The organism is Pseudomonas sp. S2_F07 (genome assembly GCF_054668325.1).
Genome location: NZ_CP162758.1, coordinates 2134528 through 2147369, shown reverse-complemented (window position 1 = coordinate 2147369; position 12842 = coordinate 2134528). Strand labels below are relative to the sequence as shown.

14 protein-coding genes are annotated in these 12842 nt (G+C 61.4%); 8 read left to right on the top strand and 6 right to left on the bottom strand.

Annotated features, from left to right (window positions below; genetic code table 11):
* Positions 1 to 29 precede the first annotated feature (29 nt).
* From AB4O40_RS09500 to AB4O40_RS09490, 3 genes are all read left to right on the top strand, one after another.
* The gene (locus AB4O40_RS09500; RefSeq protein WP_007973587.1) at positions 30 to 308 is read left to right on the top strand and encodes a hypothetical protein; all 279 of its coding nucleotides are present in this window, start codon (positions 30 to 32) and stop codon (positions 306 to 308) included.
* Between the two features lie 100 nt (positions 309 to 408).
* A complete protein-coding gene (locus tag AB4O40_RS09495; RefSeq protein WP_460054815.1) occupies positions 409 to 1167 on the top strand; it encodes a CHAD domain-containing protein in 759 nt (252 codons plus the stop codon).
* Between the two features lie 132 nt (positions 1168 to 1299).
* The gene (locus AB4O40_RS09490) at positions 1300 to 2097 is read left to right on the top strand and encodes an acyl-CoA thioesterase (protein ID WP_056727128.1); all 798 of its coding nucleotides are present in this window, start codon (positions 1300 to 1302) and stop codon (positions 2095 to 2097) included.
* On the opposite strand, the gene AB4O40_RS09485 is transcribed toward AB4O40_RS09490, so the two are convergent.
* The 3 genes from AB4O40_RS09485 to AB4O40_RS09475 form a co-directional block, all read right to left on the bottom strand.
* The gene (locus tag AB4O40_RS09485) at positions 2098 to 2463 is read right to left on the bottom strand and encodes a DUF962 domain-containing protein (RefSeq protein WP_460054818.1); all 366 of its coding nucleotides are present in this window, start codon (positions 2461 to 2463) and stop codon (positions 2098 to 2100) included.
* Positions 2464 to 2665: 202 nt separating this feature from the next.
* Positions 2666 to 4147, bottom strand: a complete 1482-nt coding sequence (locus AB4O40_RS09480; RefSeq protein ID WP_223541082.1) for a methyl-accepting chemotaxis protein — start codon at positions 4145 to 4147, stop codon at positions 2666 to 2668.
* A gap of 125 nt (positions 4148 to 4272) precedes the next feature.
* On the bottom strand, positions 4273 to 5082 hold the full coding sequence (locus AB4O40_RS09475; protein WP_056727125.1) for a TatD family hydrolase: 810 nt from the start codon (positions 5080 to 5082) through the stop codon (positions 4273 to 4275).
* A gap of 237 nt (positions 5083 to 5319) precedes the next feature.
* On the opposite strand from AB4O40_RS09475, the gene AB4O40_RS09470 reads away from it, so the two are divergent.
* From AB4O40_RS09470 to AB4O40_RS09460, 3 genes are all read left to right on the top strand, one after another.
* Positions 5320 to 6741, top strand: a complete 1422-nt coding sequence (locus AB4O40_RS09470) for an MltF family protein (RefSeq protein ID WP_223541081.1) — start codon at positions 5320 to 5322, stop codon at positions 6739 to 6741.
* Between the two features lie 103 nt (positions 6742 to 6844).
* Complete coding sequence (locus AB4O40_RS09465; protein WP_056727123.1) at positions 6845 to 7279, top strand: DoxX family protein; 435 nt, start codon at positions 6845 to 6847, stop codon at positions 7277 to 7279.
* Positions 7280 to 7524: 245 nt separating this feature from the next.
* Entirely contained in the window at positions 7525 to 7833 is a 309-nt protein-coding gene (locus AB4O40_RS09460; protein WP_056727122.1) for a hypothetical protein, read from the top strand.
* Between the two features lie 3 nt (positions 7834 to 7836).
* On the opposite strand, the gene greB is transcribed toward AB4O40_RS09460, so the two are convergent.
* Genes greB through AB4O40_RS09445 form a run of 3 tightly spaced genes read right to left on the bottom strand, consistent with a single transcriptional unit; the run spans position 7837 to position 11556 of the window.
* On the bottom strand, positions 7837 to 8334 hold the full coding sequence (gene greB / locus AB4O40_RS09455) for a transcription elongation factor GreB (RefSeq protein WP_007973570.1): 498 nt from the start codon (positions 8332 to 8334) through the stop codon (positions 7837 to 7839).
* A 34-nt stretch (positions 8335 to 8368) separates the two neighbouring features.
* Entirely contained in the window at positions 8369 to 10873 is a 2505-nt protein-coding gene (locus AB4O40_RS09450; protein WP_460054823.1) for an ABC transporter permease, read from the bottom strand.
* Positions 10873 to 11556, bottom strand: coding sequence for an ABC transporter ATP-binding protein (locus AB4O40_RS09445; protein ID WP_046043370.1), 684 nt, complete (start codon positions 11554 to 11556; stop codon positions 10873 to 10875). The genes AB4O40_RS09450 and AB4O40_RS09445 overlap by 1 nt, the downstream gene beginning before the upstream one ends.
* A 10-nt stretch (positions 11557 to 11566) precedes the next feature.
* Here AB4O40_RS09445 and AB4O40_RS09440 point away from each other — a divergent pair, with 10 nt between their 5' ends.
* Positions 11567 to 12172, top strand: coding sequence for an arylesterase (locus AB4O40_RS09440; protein WP_008049055.1), 606 nt, complete (start codon positions 11567 to 11569; stop codon positions 12170 to 12172).
* Between the two features lie 56 nt (positions 12173 to 12228).
* A complete protein-coding gene (locus AB4O40_RS09435) occupies positions 12229 to 12522 on the top strand; it encodes a hypothetical protein (RefSeq protein WP_007991769.1) in 294 nt (97 codons plus the stop codon).
* Positions 12523 to 12842: the final 320 nt, after the last annotated feature.

Genomic DNA, 12842 nt, shown 5'->3' with positions numbered 1-12842 from the left:
ACTGTTGACCTATTCTTGAGGAGTGAATGATGAAAGCCTGGATCTGCGTGCCATTGATTGCCCTGGCGCTCGCCGGTTGTGCCGGCAAAACCGCTTATCGCGACAGCTGTGGTAGTAATCTGGATGCGGCATGGCATGAACTGGACCTGGCCAAGGCCGAAGGATTCGCCGGGACTGTCAGTTACTCCAAGGCCCTGTCGCTGTTGACCGCGGCCAAGACCCAGCAGCAATTCGAGGGGTTCGAAGGCTGCACCAGGAAAGCCGAGAAGGCTCGTTTCTATATTCGTGAATCGCGCGCGGGGCGTTAAAAGCGAAAAGCGGTTACAAGCTCTAAGCTGCAAGCTGCAAGATCTTTCGAGTTTGCAGCCTGGAGCTTGCAACCTGGCGCTGTTTACGGAGTAAACCCCCATGATCGATCGGTTGGTGGCTCAGGTTCTGGGCCTGGAAGTTCGTCTGCTTGCCTGTCAGGCCCGCTTGAAAGAGCGTACAGACCCTGAAGCGTTACACGACCTGCGCACAACCATGCGGCGGTTACGCAGCCTGTTGCGGCCCTTGCGCGGGCTGCCCGGTGTCGAACAACTGGAAGCGGCCGCCTCCCGGGTGGGCGAACTGAGCACGCCTTTACGCGATCGCGAAGTGTTGGCGGCGTACCTGCTCCAGCACCATCAACCCCAAGCCGCACAGTGGCGCATGGCGCAAATGGCCGAGGCCTATCCGGCCGTGGCAGCCAGTCCCGAGCTCGCGCAAATGCTGATCGTCCTCGATGCGTTTCCACGTTTTCTACGTGCTGCCCAGCGCCAGGGATTGCTCAAGGGGCTGCGCAAGCGCATCGAAAAACGCCTGGGCAAGCAGTGGAAAAAACTCGACGAGGCACTGCACGATCCGACCCACGACCGTCATCGGCTGCGCTTGTTGATCAAGCGCGTGCGCTATGGCATCGACGCCTACCCCGAACTGGACCGTTTGCCGAAAGCGGCCATGCCCCGGTTGAAGTCGGCCCAGGGCGCACAGGGTGACTGGCACGATTGCGTGCAATGGCTGGCGATGGCTGAACGGGAAGCGGATTTGCAACCCTGTGTTGCTGTCTGGGAAGCCACCATGGCCGAGGCTGAAAGCCGTGCGGATCGGGTGCTGGAAAAACTCGGCAAGGCCTGTTTCAAATCCTGAGATCTCCCCGGATCCATTGTAGGAGCGAGCCTTGTTGGGCTCATCTGTCAGTCAATTTGGCCGGAATAGGCGATGTATCAACTTCGCCAGATGGTTAAGATCCCTTCATCTTTTCCGATCCCAGAGGTTTTCATGCGTTTTTCCGAACTGCTCGACGCTGTCCGCGGCCAGCCGCTGGAGCTGTCTATCCCGGCCTCCTGGGCTCAGGGGCGGGCCAGTTTCGGTGGCCTGGTGGCCGCTTTGCAGTACGAAGCCATGCGCGCCCGGGTTCCGGCGGATCGGCCGGTGCGTTCGTTGGCAATCACCTTCGTCGGCCCGGTTGAGCCCGAGGTGCCGGTCAGTTTTGAGGTCGACGTACTGCGCGAAGGCAAGGCCGTCAGCCAAGTGCTGGGCCGGGTAGTGCAGAAGGGGCAGGTGGTGACATTGATCCAGGGCAGCTTCGGTGCCTCGCGCCCCTCGGAAGTGGCGGTGGCCGCTGAACCGGCACCTGAAATGAAGCACTGGGACGAATGCCAGGAGTTGCCTTTCGTCGAAGGCGTCATCCCTGAGTTCATGCGGCATCTGGCGATGCGCTGGAGTGTCGGCGGGTTGCCGTTCAGCGGTAGCACATCCCGGCAAATGGGTGGCTGGGTACGCTTGCGCGGCGACGTAAAGGAAGAGGCCATCGGCGAGGCGCATATCCTGGCGCTGGTGGACGCCTGGCCGCCGGCCCTGATGCCGTTTTTGAAGAAGCCGGCGATGGGTAGCACGCTGACCTGGACCATCGAGTTCGTGCAACCGCTGCTGGAACTGAACACCCTGGACTGGTGTAAATACCTCGTCGAGACCGAATACGCCGCCGACGGCTACGGGCATGCGGCCGCAAAAATGTGGAGCGCGGATGGCCGGTTGATCGCCATGAGCCGGCAGACGGTGACCGTGTTCGCCTGATCAGTGACGGCGGTGGCGCTCACGCCAGGCGCGCCACCAGCCACCGCTGAGGAAGAACCGCGGAAACGTCAGGAACTGCTCGACCAACAGGCGTGATACTGCATCCTTGCGATCGCTGAAGGGTTCGGAGGCTTGGGTCTCCAGGTTGTGGCCGTGGCGTTGCAAGGCCATCGCCGCGATCACACCGATCACGCCGATGGCGATATTTGCCAGGCTCAGGCTGAACACCCCGGTCACAATCAGTAGAAATGCCACGATGAACAGCGGCACCGCGATCAGATGCAGCACCAGATTGGTCGGGTGCTGATGATTGTTCGGGTACGCTCGCCATTGCCAGGCGGGTAGGTTGGGGTGACGTTTACCCATGATGCCGATCCTCGATCCATGTTGAACACATGTAGGAAGAATAGGCCCGGTCTATGCTGGCGGCGAATCAAGGCTGGCTATTGGTTTGATAGGCGTCATGTTCAAATTTGATGTGGATTCGACTGACGCCTTCGCGAGCAAGCCCGCTCCCACAGGGGAATGCATTTCAACTGTGGGAGCGGGCTTGCTCGCGAAGAGTCCCTCAAAGCTTCAACTGACCTATCGCCTTGCTCAGTTCCCCGGCCAACGCCGCCAGCTCATTGCTGGTGGTCGCCGACGTCACCGTCTGTTGCACCGTGTTCTCGGTCACGTCACGGATGCTCACCACCGCTCGGTTCATCTCTTCCGCCACCTGGCTTTGCTGCTCGGCCGCCACCGCGATCTGTGTATTGCTTTCACGCATTTGCGCCACTGCGCCGGTAATCTCGGCCAGTGCCGCGCCGGCCTCTTGCGCCTGTTGTACGCAGTCGTCGGCCTTGAACGAACTCTCTTGCATGAAATCCACGGCGTCCCGCGTGCCAGCCTGCAACGCCGAGACCATGAGGGTGATTTCATCCGTGGAAGCCTGTACACGTTTGGCGAGGTTGCGTACTTCATCGGCGACCACCGCGAAGCCGCGGCCCATCTCGCCGGCCCGGGCCGCTTCGATGGCGGCGTTCAGCGCCAGCAGGTTGGTCTGCTCGGCGATGCTGTGAATCACGTTGACCACGCCATTGATCTTCTGGCTGTCCTCGGCCAGCCGTTGAATCATCTCGGCGGTCTGCTGGACGCCGGTGGACAGTCCGGCAATCGACCGTTGCACCCGTGTCACGACCTCCTGCCCACTGCCGGCCAGGGTATTGGCCGATTGTGAAAGGTCACGGGTGGCGCCCGCGTGTTGGGCAATGTGATAGACCGTGGCGGTCATTTCATTGATCGCCGTGGCGGCCTGATCGGTTTCGCTTTGCTGGCCCAGCATGCCGTGGCGCACTTCATTCATGCTGGCCGCCAGCCGCGCGGCGCCGACGTCCAGTTGCCGGGCGGTGCTGGCGACGGTGTTGACCACCCGTTGATAACCGGCCTGCATGGCGTTGAAGGCGTTGGCCATTTGCCCGACTTCGTCGCTGCAAGCCAATGGCACGCGGGCCGACAGGTCGCCGGTTTTCTCCACGTGCAGCATGACGTCTTTCAAGGTGTTGAGCTGGCTGAGCAGGAAGCGGATCAATAACTGCGAGGCACCGAGCATTGCCAGCATCAGGATGAACACGGCCAACGCGTAGTTGGCGAAGCGCTCGCTGAACACCTGGCTCAAGCTTGGACCGTGGGCAATCACGGCGACCCGCTGGCCATCGGCACGGGTAAACACTTCGGCACCCATCAACGGATTGTCACCGAACAGCGGCATCAGGTTGATCTCGACCCAGCCGTTTGCATTGATGAGTTCGGGAATGGGTTGTTCATTCAGCGACGGCGCTTGTCCGCGATTGAACGTCAGCAGGTTGTCGGCGTGGGGTAGCGTTTGCCCGGCGGGCCAGGCTTCGAGCAATCGCGCCTGGGCCCGGGCCGAATCCTGGGCGGCGTCACTGCGGGCCTGCTGTTCGAGCTGCACCGCGTATAGCACCAGCAACAGGGTGGTGACGAAAGCGACGGCGTTGACCGCCCAGAATTTGTATTTCAGCGAGATATTGCTAAGCCAGGCACCCATGGAGGTCTTCTCTGATAGCGGAAACAGTTTTGGCAAGGTGCCAGCATTGTGCCGCTACTCAGGTGGCTGATTCTTGATGCAGATCAACGGCCCCTCAGCATTCCAGCGTGGGAGGGGATTTGTGGTTACTGGGGGATTGATGGCAAGCCGTAGAACGCCCGTGCGCACGCGGTGGTATGCGCCGCCAGATCTTCCTGGCTTTCCCCGCGATGCAGCGCCACTTCGCGCAGTACTTCGGTCAGGTACGCCGGCTCGTTCCGCCCGTTTTTCGGCTTGGGGCGCAGGCTGCGCGGTAGCAGATACGGTGCGTCGCTTTCGAGCATCAGGCGCCCGCGCTTGATTTCCTTGACCAGCGGATGCAAATGCGTGCCTCGGCGCTCGTCGCAGATCCAGCCGGTAATGCCGATGTGCAGGTCGAGGTCGAGGTAGCTGAACAGCGCCTTCTGTTCACCCGTGAAGCAGTGCACCACAGCGGCCGGCAGTCGGTCGCGGAAGTCGCGCAGGATTTCCAGCAAACGCTGGCTGGCGTCGCGTTCGTGCAGAAAAACCGGCAGCTGCAATTCGACGGCCATGGCCAGATGTTCTTCCAGGACCTTCTCCTGCTGCGGGCGCGGCGAGAAATCACGGTTGAAATCCAGCCCGCATTCACCCACGGCCACCACATTCGGTTCGTTGAGCAAGCTGCGCAAACGTCGGGCGCTGTCGGCGTTCCAGTCACTGGCGCAGTGAGGGTGGATACCGGCGGTGGCAAACAGGCGCCGGGCGCTTTTGTCCAGTTGCTGGCACAGCTCAAGGGCCTGTTCACTGCCCTCGACGCTGGTGCCGGTCAGCACCAGTTGGCACACGCCGGCCGCATAGGCGCGGTCGAGTACAGCCTGGTGTTTGTCGGCAAAACTGGCGTTGGTCAGGTTGACGCCGATATCGATGAGTTGCATGGTGCTACCTCGGCCCAAAGGCCGGAAAGCATATCAGAGCCGTGGATTTATAAGAAAAGCCAAGAACTACAACGGGTTAACGCTGTCTCTTGAGCCGCGGACCAGGCTGGGTTGGTAGTTTTGCCATCATTGTGCCAGTCTTTCGCACTTTGCCAGCGCCTTGGGCGCTCTGTTTTTGTCGCCGCGCTTGATGGTTTTCGTCATTGAAGCGGGCCTCATATTCTTTCCGGAGAGTGGATGATTCGTCCCTCGGTTTTGCTACTGCTGTGTTGTTCGCTGCTACTGCCGATGACGGCGGTCGCGCGTCTGCCCGGGCCGCTGCAAGCCGTACCGGCCAGCAAGGTGCGCGACCTTGCCCAAATTCGCAGCAGTCGTGTGCTGCGGGTGTTGGTCAACCAGAGCCGCAACAGTTCCGGCGAAGTCCAGGGGCAGGCGATCGGGGTCGAATACCATCGTCTGAGAGCGTTCGAGCAATACCTCAACGGCCATGCCCGTGACGGCCAGGAAATTACCCTCAAGATCATTCCCAAGGCCAAGGATCAACTGCTCGGCGCATTGCAGCGCGGGGAGGGCGATTTGGTGGCACCAGGCGAGTTGCTCGATCTGCAACCGGGTTTCGCCGTCAGTACCAGTGAGCCGATTGCCAGCAACATCCCGTTGGTCCTGGTAGGCATCAAAGGCGAACGCCGCTATACCAAACTTGAACAGCTTTCCGGCAAGACCCTGGCGTTACCTGCCGGCAGCGCCGCCGGGGATGCCGTCAGCCAGATCAATCAAAAGCTCGCCCTGCACAAACTGCCTCCGGTCATCATCGAATGGGTCGATCCGAGTCTTGCTGTCGAGGACGTACTGGAGATGGTGCAGGGGGGGATCTTCCACCTGACCATCGTCGAGCAGCCGATCGCCGAGCGCTGGGGCAAGATCCTGTCCAAGCTGCGTTTTGACAAGCAGGTACTCATCAGCGAGCCGGGAGAAGAATTCTGGTTCGTGCGCCGTGATGCCTCGATGTTGCGGGCCAGCATTGATCGCTTCCTCACCGGCTACAAAAAACCATCGGATCAGGACGCCGCGTTCCTGCGGATCTATCGTCGTCTCTATCAAGTGCACTATCCACTGGCCAAGGCGGACCGGCAGCGTCTGGAAAAGCTTCGCCCGGTGCTGCAGAAGCACGCCGATGCCCAGGGCATGGACTGGCTGAACCTGGCGGCGCTGGCCTTCAAGGAGTCAGCCCTGCAACCCGCCGCCCGCAGTGGCGGTGGCCCCACCGGTCTGATGCAGATCACGCCATCTGCGGCGCAGCGGGTGGGTGTCAACAATATCCAGGACCTTGATGGCAATGTGCAGGCAGGGGCCAAGTACCTGGCGATGATCCGGCGCAAGTTCTTTGCCAGTCCCAAACTCAACGAGCGCGAACGCATGGCCTTCGTGCTGGCGGCCTACAACATCGGGCCGGAGCGAGTGCAAGGCATGCGGGCAGAAGCCCGGCGGCGAGGCTTGAATCCCAACCAGTGGTTCTTCCAGGTTGAACGCATTGCCATGGAGCAAGTGGGTATGGGCCCCGTCAGCTATGTTAATAGCGTGAACAAGTATTACTTGGCATTCGATCGGGAGCGGGAGTCGTTGGAGCCCCAGGGGCAAAAGGTTGCCTCACGCAAATGATCAACTAATCTGATTGTTATGACGGGTTTTTTGCGCTTTTAACATGTGAATTACTGATTAATATAGCGGCCAACCAACACACACTTACAAGGAATGAAACAGCATGAGCACTCTGATCAATAAGGTAATGTCTACCCGCGCCGGCTACGGCCTGACCGTTCTGCGCATTGTGGTCGGCATTGTTTTCGCCGCTCACGGCTCGCAGAAACTCTTCGGGGCATTCGGTGGCTATGGTCTGGCTGGAACCGCGCAGTACATGGAAAGCCTCGGACTGACGCCGGGTTACCTGATGGCGGCACTGGCGGGTGGCACCGAGTTCTTCGCCGGCCTGGCCCTGATCATCGGCTTGCTGGTTCGCCCGGCCGCACTGGGCCTGATCTTCCTGTCGCTGGTGGCGATTTTCTCGGTGCACATCAGCAATGGTCTGTTCATGGCCAACAACGGTTATGAATTCGCCCTGGCATTGCTCGGTGGCAGTATCGCGGTATTGATCGAAGGTGCGGGCAAACTCTCGGCGGACCGTGCCATCGCCGGCTGACCCCTCTGGCTCAACAAAAAGGCCCGCATTGCGGGCCTTTTTTGTTGAGCGTCATTCTTGACACTGTCCAGTCAGCTTCTCTAGGATGTTGCTCATGCGCCGATTTAAACAGCTACTTGCGGGGCGCCAGGTGACTCATCCAGTTGCCGATAGAAGCCGGAACAGGCTTCGAAATACCGCTAAAGCGCTGGTTCGGTGTTGCCTCTCACCTGCCATGCAGACTTTTGAGGCAGAGACACGACCCAATGAATGCACTAAACGCCGTTGTACGTCCCGCGCCGATCACGGCACATCTGACCCAGCGCAATCCAAAAATCCTGCTTGGCGGCAAACATCAGCCGACGCTCTTGCGTTATCTCGATGGCTGGCCACGTCGTACCGGCGGTCCCGCTGCCTTCCTGATCCAGTTTGTCGACGACGGTGAGTCGCTCGCTCGTTTTGCCGACGACAGTTTCGACCTGGCAGTGATTCAGTCCCCCAGCCTCGAAGATGCGCCTGAAGTGATCCGGCAACTGACCCGCGTTGCCCGGCAAGGGTTGATCACCCGGCGTTGAAACTCACGGGTAGTCGATCGCCACAATATACACACACTGTTCACCGGTCGGTGTCTGGACCCGGACTTCGGCGTCCAGTGCCTTGCCGATCAGGGCGCGAGCCAAGGGCGAGTCGATGCTGATCAGGCCCTGTTTGAGGTCCAGCTCATCGGGCCCGACAATGCGGTAGCGCGACTCTTTGCCATCCTCGTCTTCGATCGTGACCCAGGCGCCGAAATAGACCTTGTTCGGATCGCTGGGTTTTTCGCTGACAACCTTGAGCGCTTCCAGGCGTTTGGTGAGAAAACGCACGCGGCTGTCGATCTCTCGCAGCATCTTTTTGCCATAGGTGTATTCGGCGTTCTCCGAGCGATCCCCCTGGGCCGCGGCTTCGCTGACAGCCTGGGTGACCTGGGGCCGACGTACATGCCACAGCTCATGGAACTCGGCGCGCATCCGCGCCTCACCCTCGGGGGTGATCAGCGCGGTGCCAGCGGTGCGGGGAGGGCGGTAACGGCTCATGACAGCTTCTTGTGGTGAGAATGGCAGGAGTCTATCAACCCTCGCGCAGGACTGTCAGCGGGCTGGTGTTCAATGCCCGACGGGTGCCGAGCACCCCGGCGCCACCAATGAGCACGGCGCCCAGCAGTGGCAGCACCAACAGCCACGGGTGCGGATGCCACGGCAGGTCAAAGGCGTAGCGGTAGAGCACCCAACTCACCACTTCCGAACCCAGCGCAGCCAGCAAGCCACTGACTGCGCCCAGCAGGCCGAACTCGATACGTCGAGCCTTGACCAGCAATAGCCGCTCCGCCCCCAGCGCACGCAGCAACGCGCCTTGGCGAATGCGTTCATCCAGCGTCGCTTGCAGGCCGGAGAACAGCACCGCCATCCCCGCCGCCAACACGAACAGCAACACGTACTCCACCGCCAGGGTCACCTGGGCGAGGATGCTGCGCAGTTGCTCCAGCAAGGCTTCGACCTGCAGGATGGTCACCGCCGGGAAAGCGCGGGACAGGTCGACAATCTGTTGGTCATGACCCGATGCCAGATAGAAACTGGTCAGGTAGGTTGCTGGCAGATCCTTGAGGGTGCCGGGCTGAAAGATCATGAAGAAATTAGGCTGGAAGTTGTCCCAGTTGATCTCCCGCAGGCTGGTGACCTTCGCCTCGCGATTGACCCCGCCAACGCTGAAAACCAGGTGATCGCCGAGCTTGATCTTCAGGCTTTCGGCGACCTTGCCCTCTACCGACACGCCAGGAACATCGTCCGGCGTCTGTTCGTTCCACCAATTGCCGGCCGTGAGTTTGTTGCCCGTCGGCAGGTCCGCGGCCCAGGTCAGGCTCAGGTCGCGCTGGATTGCCCGATCACCTGCCGATTCCTTGGTGACGATTTGCTGCACCGGCTCGCCGTTGATGTTGATCAAGCGCCCGGGCACCACCGGGTACAGCGGAGCCGATTGCGCCGACACGGCAATCAGGTGATCGGTGAAGGCCTGTTTGTCCGCTGGCAGGATGTTCAGCGCAAAGTAGTTCGGTGCGTTTTTCGGCAGCTGGTTCTGCCAGGTGTCCAGCAACTCGCCGCGCAGCAGCGCAATCAGCGCCATCGACAGCAGAATCAGGCCGAATGCCAGGGACTGGCCCGCGGCAGCGAGGGGATGACGCAGCAGTTGGCCCAGTCCCAGACGCCAGGGCAAGGGTGCACGGGCAAGCATGCGCCGCAGACTCTTCAACAGCAGCAGTAACAAGCCGCCCAGCACCAGTGCTGCAATTACGCCGCCGCCGAGCAGGGCAAAGGTCAGCACCAGGTCCAGGCTCAAGCGCCACATGATCAGGCCGAGGGCGCCCAGCGCTGCGCCGTAGACCATCCAGGTGCTGGAAGGGATCGGCAGCATGTCCCGGCGCAGCACGCGCAATGGCGGAACCCGGCCCAGAGCCGCCAGTGGCGGCAAGGCGAAACCGGCCAGCGCCACCAGTCCGGTGCCGATCCCGGCAACTGCCGGAAACAGCCCGCCCGGAGGCACATCGGTCGGCAACAAGTCATGCAGCAGGGCAAACAACCCCAGTTGGGCGAGCCAACCGAGGAGAGCACCGTTGATGCTGGCCAGCAGCCCGAGCACAGTCAGTTGCAGGCTGAACAACACCATGGTTTCCCGGCGCGACAGCCCGAGGCAGCGCAGCAGGGCACTGGCGTCGAACCGGCGGGTGGCGAAGCGGGTTGCCGACAGCGCCACCGCTACGCCGGACAACAGCACTGCCACCAGGCTGGCCATGTTCAGGTAGCGTTCGGCCTTGCCCAGGGCGCCGCCGATCTGTCGATTGCCGTCGCGGGCGTCCTGCAAGCGCTGGTTGGCGGCGAGCCCCGGTTTGATCAGTTGCCGATACGTCTCAAGTGCCTGAGCGTTGCCTCGCCATAATTCGCGATAGCTGACCCGGCTGCCGGGCTGCACCACGCCGGTGGCCGCAAGGTCGTCGAGGTTGATCAGCACTCGCGGCGTCAAGCTGTAGAAATTGCCGGCGCGGTCGGGTTCGTAAGTCAGCACCCGTGCCAGTTTCAGGGCTTTCATGCCGACATCGATGCTGTCGCCGATCTTCAGGTCCAGGGCGGTCAACAGGCGTGCCTCGACCCAGGCTTCTCCGGGTTGCGGTCCGCCACCGACTGTTTCCGTGGCAAAGGGTGCGGGCGCGCTTTTCAATTCGCCGCGTAGCGGGTAGGTGCCGTCGGCCGCCTTGATGCTGGACAGCTGGATGCCGTTGTCGGTGGCGATGACGCTGGAGAACTCCACCACCTGAGCGTGTTCCAGACCCAGTTCGGTACCGCTTCTTATCTGTTCGGGGCGCGCGGGCGAACTACCTTCGAGCAGCAGGTCGGCACCGAGGAATTCGGTAGCGCGCAGCATCATGGCGCCGTTCAGGCGGGCTCCGAAATAGCCAATGGCGGTGCTGGCGGCCACGGCCACCAGCAGGGCGAAAAACAACACGCGCAATTCACCGGCGCGGGCATCACGCAGCAATTGGCGGATCGCGAGGCTGAACAGGCGCAACAGCGGCAGACGTGCCATCAAGGCTCCAGAGGGGCGACCAGCAGGCCGGCTTCAAGACGGATCAGGCGCCGGCAGCGGTGGGCCAGGCGTTCATCGTGAGTCACCAGCACCAAGGTCGTGCCGCGCTCCTGGTTGAGCTCGAACAGCAAGTCGCTGATGCGCTCGCCGGTGTGGCTGTCGAGGTTGCCGGTCGGTTCGTCGGCGAACAGCACATCCGGCTCGGCGGCAAACGCGCGGGCAATCGCCACGCGTTGTTGCTCGCCGCCGGAGAGCTGGCGCGGCGAGTGAGTCAGGCGTTGGCCCAGTCCCACCCGTTGCAGCAATTGGGTGGCGCGTTCGCGGGCGTCTTTGCGACCATCGAGCTCCAGAGGCAGCATGACGTTTTCCAGGGCATTGAGACTGTCGAGCAACTGAAACGATTGAAAGACAAAACCCACGTGCTCGGCGCGGATGCGCGCGCGCTGGTCTTCATCGAGGTTGCTCAGGCCTTGTCCGGCGAGGGTGACTTCGCCGCTGCTCGGCAGGTCGAGGCCGGCGAGCAGGCCCAGCAGGGTGGACTTGCCGGAACCCGAAGCGCCGACGATGGCCAGGCTGTCGCCCTTGTTCAGTTCCAGGCTGAGTTGGTGCAGGATGGTCAGTTCACCTTCCGCGCTGGGAACCACTTTGCTAAGGTCCTTCGCGATGAGAATGCTTGCGCCCATGGAGAGTCCGATGCGTGTCTGGTTTTTGAGTGCTGGCCTGGCCTTGATGTGCATGGCCCAAAACGCAGCGGCGGGTACAGTCCTGATCGTTGGGGATAGTATCAGCGCCGGTTTCGGGCTGGATACCCGGCTGGGGTGGGTGTCGCTGCTTGAGCAACGGCTCAGGCGCGAAGGTTTCGACGACAAAGTGATCAATGCGTCCATCAGTGGCGATACCAGTGCCGGAGGCCAGGCGCGCCTGCCCGCGCTGCTTGCAGAGCATAAACCGGAACTGGTGATCCTCGAGTTGGGCGGCAATGATGGCCTGCGCGGGATGCTGCCAACTCAATTGCAACAAAATCTTGCTTCGATGATCGACAGCTCCCGGGCCAGCGGTGCCAAGGTGTTGTTGCTCGGCATGCAATTGCCACCTAATTATGGTGCGCGTTACACCAAGGCGTTCGCCGAGGTCTATAGCAACCTGGCCGATGAGAAAAAGATCCCGCTGGTGCCGTTTTTCCTCGATGGTGTGGGCGGTCATCCGGACTTGATGCAGGCTGATGGCATACACCCGGCGGCCGGGGCCCAGGACAAGTTGCTGGAAAATGTCTGGCCTACCCTAAAACCGCTGTTATGAGACTTTTCTAGAGGCAGGCTTTCGGCTAAGGTGGCGCCCCCGATTTGGAGCCCCCGATGCCGCGTCCCGCCTGGTCACTATTTGCCTATCAACTGATCGAGCCTGACGAACAGCTGGATCTGTTCGCCTGCCAGGAAGTGCGGGTGCATCTGGTGACCCGTCAGCTGGAGTTGGGCGGCTCGGCGGACCGGACCCTGTGTGGCAGCCTGTTGCCGGCTTCGCCTCGCTGGTCGAGTGTTGATCGCCGGGTGTTTCAGGACCAGCGGCTGTGTTCGCTGTGCCGGGCCATTCTTGAGTCGCAGAAGCGGGGGACGTCGCCGATCTGGCCTGAACTGCGGTTCGAGCTTTGATCCGTCAGGAGTCGAGGCGGCCTTCGAGCCGACCTGTCTTTTGTTGACCGTGTACATATCCGTTGCTGCGGTAACGGCGACTTATGGTTTCGCCCTTACGGCGAGTCACTTTTAACAAGCGCCTTAAAAGTAACCAAAAGCGCTCGCCCCGAACGTACGGCCCCTCGCTAAGGCTCGGGGTTCCTTCGCTCCGGTATCCATCCGGGGGCATTGCCCTCCGGTCTGCTTCGCGACGACCTACATGCAATGAGTTCGACTGCGTCGAACGGCGCTGCGCGCCCATCCCCGGATGAACACCTCCACTCAGCCTCCCGAGGGGG

Bases quoted from the DNA above. Each gene is read 5' to 3' on its own strand.
- AB4O40_RS09500 (WP_007973587.1), top strand. From the start codon at position 30: ATGAAAGCCTGGATCTGCGTGCCATTGATTGCCCTGGCGCTCGCCGGT.
- AB4O40_RS09475 (WP_056727125.1), bottom strand. From the start codon at position 5,082: ATGCAACTCATCGATATCGGCGTCAACCTGACCAACGCCAGTTTTGCC.
- AB4O40_RS09465 (WP_056727123.1), top strand. From the start codon at position 6,845: ATGAGCACTCTGATCAATAAGGTAATGTCTACCCGCGCCGGCTACGGC.
- AB4O40_RS09440 (WP_008049055.1), top strand. From the start codon at position 11,567: ATGCGTGTCTGGTTTTTGAGTGCTGGCCTGGCCTTGATGTGCATGGCC.
- AB4O40_RS09470 (WP_223541081.1), top strand. From the start codon at position 5,320: ATGATTCGTCCCTCGGTTTTGCTACTGCTGTGTTGTTCGCTGCTACTG.
- AB4O40_RS09490 (WP_056727128.1), top strand. From the start codon at position 1,300: ATGCGTTTTTCCGAACTGCTCGACGCTGTCCGCGGCCAGCCGCTGGAG.
- AB4O40_RS09495 (WP_460054815.1), top strand. From the start codon at position 409: ATGATCGATCGGTTGGTGGCTCAGGTTCTGGGCCTGGAAGTTCGTCTG.
- AB4O40_RS09480 (WP_223541082.1), bottom strand. From the start codon at position 4,147: ATGGGTGCCTGGCTTAGCAATATCTCGCTGAAATACAAATTCTGGGCG.
- AB4O40_RS09445 (WP_046043370.1), bottom strand. From the start codon at position 11,556: ATGGGCGCAAGCATTCTCATCGCGAAGGACCTTAGCAAAGTGGTTCCC.
- AB4O40_RS09450 (WP_460054823.1), bottom strand. From the start codon at position 10,873: ATGGCACGTCTGCCGCTGTTGCGCCTGTTCAGCCTCGCGATCCGCCAA.
- AB4O40_RS09485 (WP_460054818.1), bottom strand. From the start codon at position 2,463: ATGGGTAAACGTCACCCCAACCTACCCGCCTGGCAATGGCGAGCGTAC.
- AB4O40_RS09435 (WP_007991769.1), top strand. From the start codon at position 12,229: ATGCCGCGTCCCGCCTGGTCACTATTTGCCTATCAACTGATCGAGCCT.
- greB (WP_007973570.1), bottom strand. From the start codon at position 8,334: ATGAGCCGTTACCGCCCTCCCCGCACCGCTGGCACCGCGCTGATCACC.
- AB4O40_RS09460 (WP_056727122.1), top strand. From the start codon at position 7,525: ATGAATGCACTAAACGCCGTTGTACGTCCCGCGCCGATCACGGCACAT.